Origin of the sequence: Sphingomonas sp. IW22 (genome assembly GCF_041321155.1) — a bacterium.
Taxonomy (GTDB): Bacteria; Pseudomonadota; Alphaproteobacteria; order Sphingomonadales; family Sphingomonadaceae; genus Sphingomonas.
Genome location: NZ_JBGGWB010000015.1, coordinates 1 through 7,417, shown reverse-complemented (window position 1 = coordinate 7,417; position 7,417 = coordinate 1). Strand labels below are relative to the sequence as shown.

The window sequence follows — 7,417 nt, the reverse complement described above, 5'->3', positions numbered from 1 at the left end:
TGCACGTCCAGACCAACGTATTTCACTGCCTCCGTCATGACTCGCCTCCGCTGCTGAAAAATCCATCATCAGCATCTCAGATTCGAGCCTCCGAGGCTCGGGCAGTCATGGGGTCTAAGGCCTGAGGGCGTCGGAAAACACCTGGGGCTGTTGAAAAATGCGCCGCTCGCGGCCGGGTACGGTTGAGGGCGGAATGACACCCTAAGGTTTTGCGATCCCGTCTCGCATGGGATGGTATTATGGGAATGCAGGCTGCTGATGTTCGCAGTTGCAATATGGTCCGATCAGTGACTATCTAGAGGCCTTCGACGGACCCGGATTGATTCGGGTGGCTCGGCCCGGCGCCTATCCCCGGGATAACCTTAGCGAATTTGGGCCTCGCTTCCGAGTATCGTTGATTGAACGCGTCTGACGGCGTGCGCCCCTCGCTATTGCGATCAGGTTTCTACATGACATTTGCTACTTCGCTTCGACGCGAATGGCTCTCGAACCCGCGCGCCGACGTGCTTGCGGGTATCGTCGTCGCGCTCGCGCTGATCCCGGAGGCCATCGGCTTCTCGATCATTGCCGGCGTCGATCCAAGCGTCGGGCTGTTTGCCTCCTTCTCCATCGCCGTCATCATCTCGCTCGTGGGCGGACGCCCCGGCATGATTTCGGCCGCAACCGCCGCCATTGCGGTTCTTGTCCTGCCGCTGATCCGCGATCACGGCGTCCAGTACCTCTTTGCCGCCACCATCCTCATGGGACTGATCCAGGGCGTCGCCGGCTTCCTGAAGCTCGACCTGCTGATGCAGTATGTGTCACGCTCGGTCATCACCGGCTTCGTCAACGCGCTCGCGATCCTAATCTTCATCGCGCAGCTTCCCCAGCTAACGAACGTCGGGTGGGAAACCTACGCGATGGTCGCGGCGGGCCTGGCGATCATCTACCTGTTCCCGCGTCTGACCAAGGCGATCCCGTCGCCGCTGGTCGCGATCGTGATCCTGACGATCGTCTCGATCTATGCCGGCATCAAGGTCAACACGGTGGGCGATATGGGCAAGCTGCCCTCGTCGCTGCCAGCGTTCGGCATCCCACAGGTGCCGTTCACGCTGGAAACGCTGCGCATCATTTTCCCCTATTCGCTGACGATGGCGGCGGTTGGCCTGCTGGAATCGATGATGACCGCGCAGATCGTCGATGATCTGACCGACACGCCATCGAACAAGCGCCGCGAGATGAAGGGGCAGGGTATCGCCAATTTTCTGACCGGCTTCCTCGGCGGGATGGGCGGCTGCGCCATGATCGGGCAGTCGGTCATCAACGTGAAGTCGGGCGGCTCCACCCGCCTTTCCACCTTTGTGTCGGGCGCGTTCCTGCTGTTCCTGATCGTCGTACTGGGGCCGCTGGTCGCCCGCATTCCGATGCCGGCGCTGGTCGCGGTGATGATTATGGTGTCGATCGGCACCTTCTCCTGGGGATCGATCAGGAACCTCAAGAGCCATCCGTGGCAGTCGTCGGTTGTCATGCTGGTGACGGTGCTGGTTGTCGTCTCGACGCACGATCTGGCGCAAGGCGTGGTCGCAGGCGTGATCCTGTCCGGTCTGTTCTTCGCCAGCAAGGTCAAGCGCCTGTTCGACGTGGCATCCGAGCTGAGCGCGGATGGCAGGACGCGGACCTACCGCGTCTCGGGTCAGGTGTTCTTCGCCTCGTCCGAGCGGTTCGCCGACGCCTTCGACTTCAAGGAGGTGCTGGACAATGTGGTCATCGACCTGACCGCCGCGCACTTCTGGGACATTTCGGCGGTGGGGAGCCTCGACAAGGCGATCCTCAAGTTCCGCCGCGAAGGCACCCATGTCGAGGTCATCGGCCTCAATCAGGCGAGCGCGACGATGGTCGATCGCTTCGCCGTCCATGACAAGCCCGGCGCCGAAGCAGCGCTCGGCGCCCACTGAGGAGAGGGCTTATGAACCGCATATTGGCCTGTATCGACGCATCCACCTACGCGACCAGCGTCGTCGATCTGGCGGCCTGGGCCGCTACCCGGCTCGGGGCCGATGTCGAGCTGCTGCACGTCGTCCAGCGCAAGGATGCCGTGGCATCGCGCAACGATCATAGCGGCGCGATCGGCCTCGGTGTCAAAAGCGAGCTGCTGGAAGAGCTGACCCGCATCGAGGAAGCGGCGGGGCGTCTTGCCATCGAGGAAGGGCGCATCCTGCTGGACGCAGGCGGCACTCGCTTGAAGGAGCAGGGCATCACGGTCGCGTCGATGCACCTGCATGGAGGGATCGTGGAGACGATCGTCGAGCGTGAAGCCGATGCTGCATTGGTCATCATCGGCAAGCGCGGCGCGTCGGGCGAGTTCGCGACCGACCATATCGGCTCCAAGGTCGAACGGGTCGTGCGTGCCAGCGACAAGCCGGTGCTGATCGCCTCACGCGAAGCCAAGGCACCTGACGCGGTGGTGATCGCCTTCGACAACAGCCCCGCCGCCTGCCGCGCTGTCCGTCATGTCGCTACCTCGCCGCTGTTCGGTGGTTTGCCAGTACACCTCGTCATGGCGGGGCCGGATGATGGCAAACACCGCGACCAGCTCGGCGCAGCGGCAGCAACGCTGCCCGCCTGTTCCGAAACCGTCCTGCGTGACGGCAAGGTCGATGCGGTGATCGGCGATCATATGGCGGCGCATCCCGGCGCGATGCTGGTGATGGGTGCCTATGGACACTCGCCGCTTCGCACCCTGATCGTCGGCAGCACGACGACAACGATGATCCGCACCGTTCGCGCCCCGGTACTGTTGGTACGCTGACATAGCCGGGGACGCGCCGGACCTTGATGCGCGGCGTCGGCAACTGCTGGCGCTTCGCGATCAGCTCGTCGCCGATGATGCGGCGGCCGAGGAAACGCGCGCCCCGGTCACGCTCGATCAGGAAAGCGTCGGCCGCCTGTCGCGGATCGACGCCATGCAGGTGCAGGCAATGGCACTGGCGGCGCAGCGGCACCGGCAAGCCGAATGTAGCCGCATCGACGCCGCACTGATGCGGATCGACAGCGGCGATTATGGCTGGTGCGTCCGCTGTGGTGAGGAAATCGAGGCCAAGCGCCTCGATCGTGCGCCCGCGACGACGATGTGCCTCGCCTGCGCCAAGGAGGGCTAGGCCCGAAAGGAAGGCATCATGCCGACCGGAACGATCAAATACCTCGACCGTGGTGGGGCCTGGGGCTTCATCTCTCGTGACGACAAGCAGCCCAAGGTCTTTGTCCACGTCCGAGCGGCGGAGCGCGCCGGGTTCACTGAGCTACGGCGCGGGCAGCGATGGCGCTTCACGCTCGTCGAACGCCCCAAGGGCGGGTTTGAGGCCGATGATCTGGAAATGCTGTTCGACGAACCGCCCCCGCCCGGACGATAAGCAGTTTCCCAAAAACGAACCTCCAACGGGACGACTGTCACCGACACAAAATTCCGCCGTATCCCCGCCAAGGGCTTTCCCAAAATATGTTCCCGAAATATGAGTCCCGAAATTCGCTGTTTGAGATGGGATAACGGGACTCATGCTGGTTGGTTATGCGCGTGTCTCGACCTCCGATCAGGACCTGACGCTACAAACCGACGCGCTGACCAAGGCCGGCTGCGAAAAGCTGTTCACCGACAAGGTGAGCGGCGCGAAGCTGAACCGGCCCGGTCTGACCGAAGCTCTCAACTTCGTGCGGGCCGGTGACACGCTGGTGATATGGAAGCTCGATCGCCTTGGCCGATCGATCGGGGGCCTGATCGAACTGGCGGCAGACTTGTCCGCTCGCAAGATAGATTTCCGATCGCTGACGGACGGGTTCGACACGGCCACCCCATCGGGCCGGCTGCTGTTCCATATCCTCGCTTCCGTCGCGGAGATGGAGCGCGAACTGATAAAGGAACGGACGATTGCCGGTTTGGCAGCGGCACGGGCAAAGGGCGGCACGGGTGGAGGCCGCAAGTCGGTCATGACGCCCGACATGCTCGACACAGCCCGCAAGCTGCTCAAGGCCGGCGACAAACCGGCGAAGGTCGCAAAGCTGCTCCAGGTCGGCCGTTCCACCTTCTATCGCCACTTCCCTGCGGCCGAGCGCGAACCCGGCTAATCGGTCTCAGAAGATCGTCGCGTAGTAGGATTGCTCAAACCGGCCCCGGCTGATCCGGGCCATGTGGTCGATCCGTTCCGGCACCGGGGGCGGGCGGCGGGTCCGTGCCGGTCGTGCGTCAGGACGGGCCAATAGCACCAGATTGGCAATGGCCGCGCCCAACAAAAACTCTTCCTCGGCACCGCGCAGGCCGCGAAGGTGCAAACGGGTTAGCCCCCGCTTACCCTTGGCATCGGCAAACACCCGCTCGACGCTCCGACGCAGCCGCATCGACCGCTTGAATAGGGGCGTCTGCATTTCGCCGCGCACCAGCTCGCGCACGTCCTCGTGTTCGCTGTGCGTCACCGACCTGTTGCTGCCTGCGGTGCATTTCAGTTTGAGGTGACAGGCGCGGCAATCGGCGGGACTGGCGCTGTATCGGAGGAAGCCGGCCCGACGATCGGCACCGCGAAAGGGTAGTGTCTTCCCAGCGGGGCAGACATAGCGGTCCTGCTCCCGTTCATAGCGGAAGGCTTCGCGGGGGAATTTGCCCTTGGTCTGTTCGGATCGTTCCAGCACCGGGATATGCGGGATGGTGCCGCGATCGGTGACGAACGCCAGGAACGCGGCGCTGCCATAGGCGGTATCGGCCGCGACACGCTTTGGCCGGTAGCCGAACCGATCGTCGGCCCGTGCCAGCATGGTCCGCCCCGCATCGACTTCCGCTGCGAAGCGGGCGGGACTGGCCTCCACATCGATCGCCACCCCTCCCGGCGTGTCGATCAGGACATTGAAGGCATAGCCGAACCGCCCCCGCGCCGTGCGCGCCGACCACGCCGACGCCGGATCGGTGCGTGACACCTCGGCCGGCTTGCCACGCGGTACGCCATAATCCTGCGGTGGAGCATTGGCCTGATCTGCCAGCCATTCACAAACCGGGCGGGGAAGCCGGGGCGCGGCCATGTCGGCGTCCCGCATCTTGCGCTGCCAGCTTGCATCAGCGGCGACGAACGACGCGTCAATTGCGGCATCCTTGTGGGCAATCAGCCCCGCGTTGGCGCAGCGCCGCACCGTCTGCTCGAACAGGATGCGAAAGATGCCGGCATCGCGGAAGCGGCCATGCCGGTTCTTGCTGAACGTTGAGTGGTGCGGCACGGGCGCATCGAGCGGCAATCGGCAGAACCAGCGGTAGGCGAGGTTGAAGCGGACTTCCTCGCACAGCCGGCGCTCCGACGTGATGCCATAGAGGCGAGCGATCATCGCCATGCGAACCAGCAATTCGGGCGCGATCGAGGGACGCCCACGGTGACTGTAGTGCGGGGCGAGCGCATCGCGCAGTTCGCCCAGGTCGATCAGCCCGTCTATCCTGCGTAGGATGTGATCGGCGGGGATCATCGCTCCCAGCGCCCGCCAACTTGCGGCCTTGCCGCCTCGCTGTTGCTCACCCATCATGGCCGCTGCTCCCGATGTGTCGAAGCAGGGAACCCGTCAGGAGCGCGATCGGATCACTCGGCCTTTTTCAACAGCCCCGCTCCTTTTCGGGGCGGGGCGCACGGGATTTGCGCGAATGGATCGCTCGGGAAGCCGAGGCGGCGACATCGAATGAGGATCTTGCCCGTCGCTTCGTTGCGGAGTGTCGCCGCACCCGCACGATCCTTCCCGGCTCCTCGACGATCGAGCGCCTTTGCGCCGATGCGCTGGTTGAGGCCGAGCGCCGGATCGAGGATCTTATCGCCCATCGCATCACGCCAACCCTGAGCGAGAATTTGGCTCACCTGTTGGAGGATACGGTGGATGGTCGCGTCACGCGCTTCGTATGGCTGCGACAGTTCGAGGTTGGCGCAAATTCAGCAGCCGCTAACCGGCTGATGGATCGACTGGAATATCTTCAAAGGTTCGATCTTCCGGCGGATTTGCTGGACGGCGTGCCGGCGCATCGTGTGACCCGGCTTCGCCGGCAGGGCGAGCGCTATTACGCCGACGGCATGCGTGATCTGCCCGAAGACAGGCGGCTTGCGATCCTCGCTGTCTGCACCCTGGAATGGCGGTCATCGCTGGCCGATGTCATCGTGGAGACCCACGATCGCATCGTAGGCCGTCTCTATCGGGCCTCCGAACGCCTTTGCAACACCAGGATCGCCGACGAAAAGGCGGCCGTTCGGGACACGCTGAAGTCCTTTGCCGAAATCGGTGGTGCTTTGCTTGGAGCGCAGGACGATGGCACGGCCCTGGACGGGATAATCGCCACCGGGCCTGGCTGGGAACGGTTCAGAACCCTTGTCGCCACGGCCTCCGCGCTGACCAACGTGCTCGCGGCCGACCCGCTCAGCCGTGTGCTGGACGGCTATCACCGTTTCCGCCTCTACGCGCCCAGGATGCTGCGCCTGCTCGACATGCAGGCGGCGCCGATCGCCACGCCTCTTCTGGCGGCCGTTGCGATGCTGCGTAACGGGATCAAGGTCGATCCGCCGGTGGATTTTCTACGTCCCAACTCGAAATGGCATCGTCATCTTCGCGCTGAGCCCAGCGGCGACCACCGGCTTTGGGAAATCGCGGTGCTGTTCCACATCCGCGACGCCTTCCGGTCCGGTGACATATGGTTGGCGGGATCGCGCCGCTATGGCGACCTCAAGCAGCTTCTGGTCCCGCCACAGGCGATAGAGCAGACCGCGCGGCTCGCCGTGCCGCTGCGACCCGGCGAATGGCTGGCCGAGCGCAGGGCTCGACTGGATACACGGCTGAAGGAGTTTGGCCGCGCGGCGCGAACCGGCACGATCCCAGGCGGCATCATCGAGAACGGCAAGCTGCACATCGACAAGCTGAGGGCCGACACGCCCGAAGGGGCCGAGGATCTCGTGCTCGATCTCTATCAACAGCTCCCGCCCGCGAGGATCACCGATCTGTTGCTGGAAGTCGATGAGCGAACCGGATTTTCCGAGGCGTTCACGCATCTGCGCACCGGCGCGCCCTGCAGCGACCGGATCGGCCTGATGAACGTGTTGCTGGCGGAAGGCGTCAATCTCGGTTTGCGCAAGATGGCGGCGGCGACCAACACGCACAGCTTCTGGGAATTGCTGCGGATCGCGCGCTGGCATGTCGAAGGCAGCGCCTATGATCGGGCGCTCGCCATGATCGTGGAGGCCCACGCCGCCCTGCCCATGGCCGCCTTCTGGGGACAAGGGCAATCGGCATCCAGCGACGGGCAGTTCTTCCTTGCTAACGAGCAGGGCGAGGCGATGAATCTGATCAACGCGAAATATGGCAACGTCCCGGGCCTCAAGGGATACAGCCATGTGTCCGATCAATATGCGCCGTTCGCAACCCAGGTGATCCCGGCAAC

Annotated in this window: 6 protein-coding genes, 1 pseudogene and 1 other annotated feature; of the genes and pseudogenes, 6 read left to right on the top strand and 1 reads right to left on the bottom strand. The window is 64.0% G+C overall.

Annotation, left to right across the window (positions count from 1 at the left end; all coding sequences use genetic code 11):
* Window positions 1–307: 307 nt before the first annotated feature.
* Window positions 308–362: a sequence feature (sul1 is cis-regulatory element that is thought to sense ions involved in sulfur or methionine metabolism; They are found in Alphaproteobacteria), on the top strand.
* Window positions 363–449: 87 nt separating this feature from the next.
* From ACAX61_RS19405 to ACAX61_RS19385, 5 genes are all read left to right on the top strand, one after another.
* Window positions 450–1,934 carry a SulP family inorganic anion transporter gene (locus ACAX61_RS19405; RefSeq protein WP_007684580.1) on the top strand — a complete coding sequence of 495 codons (1,485 nt, stop codon included), beginning with the start codon at window positions 450–452 and terminating at the stop codon, window positions 1,932–1,934.
* Between the two features lie 11 nt (window positions 1,935–1,945).
* The gene (locus ACAX61_RS19400) at window positions 1,946–2,788 is read left to right on the top strand and encodes a universal stress protein (protein WP_004213296.1); all 843 of its coding nucleotides are present in this window, start codon (window positions 1,946–1,948) and stop codon (window positions 2,786–2,788) included.
* A gap of 154 nt (window positions 2,789–2,942) precedes the next feature.
* Complete coding sequence (locus tag ACAX61_RS19395; protein WP_004213295.1) at window positions 2,943–3,137, top strand: TraR/DksA family transcriptional regulator; 195 nt, start codon at window positions 2,943–2,945, stop codon at window positions 3,135–3,137.
* Window positions 3,138–3,155: 18 nt separating this feature from the next.
* Window positions 3,156–3,389, top strand: coding sequence for a cold-shock protein (locus ACAX61_RS19390; RefSeq protein WP_004213294.1), 234 nt, complete (start codon window positions 3,156–3,158; stop codon window positions 3,387–3,389).
* Between the two features lie 142 nt (window positions 3,390–3,531).
* Entirely contained in the window at window positions 3,532–4,098 is a 567-nt protein-coding gene (locus tag ACAX61_RS19385; RefSeq protein ID WP_004212894.1) for a recombinase family protein, read from the top strand.
* 6 nt (window positions 4,099–4,104) lie between these two features.
* Here ACAX61_RS19385 and ACAX61_RS19380 read toward each other — a convergent pair whose 3' ends face one another.
* A complete protein-coding gene (locus ACAX61_RS19380; protein WP_370716190.1) occupies window positions 4,105–5,529 on the bottom strand; it encodes a transposase in 1,425 nt (474 codons plus the stop codon).
* 77 nt (window positions 5,530–5,606) lie between these two features.
* Between ACAX61_RS19380 and ACAX61_RS19375 the strand changes: the two are divergent.
* Window positions 5,607–7,417: pseudogene (locus ACAX61_RS19375) on the top strand (Tn3 family transposase); the annotation flags it as partial.

Excerpts from the sequence above, each read along its gene's own strand:
- ACAX61_RS19385 (WP_004212894.1), top strand. The coding sequence starts at position 3,532 with ATGCTGGTTGGTTATGCGCGTGTCTCGACCTCCGATCAGGACCTGACG.
- ACAX61_RS19400 (WP_004213296.1), top strand. The coding sequence starts at position 1,946 with ATGAACCGCATATTGGCCTGTATCGACGCATCCACCTACGCGACCAGC.
- ACAX61_RS19395 (WP_004213295.1), top strand. The coding sequence starts at position 2,943 with ATGCAGGTGCAGGCAATGGCACTGGCGGCGCAGCGGCACCGGCAAGCC.
- ACAX61_RS19380 (WP_370716190.1), bottom strand. The coding sequence starts at position 5,529 with ATGATGGGTGAGCAACAGCGAGGCGGCAAGGCCGCAAGTTGGCGGGCG.
- ACAX61_RS19390 (WP_004213294.1), top strand. The coding sequence starts at position 3,156 with ATGCCGACCGGAACGATCAAATACCTCGACCGTGGTGGGGCCTGGGGC.
- ACAX61_RS19405 (WP_007684580.1), top strand. The coding sequence starts at position 450 with ATGACATTTGCTACTTCGCTTCGACGCGAATGGCTCTCGAACCCGCGC.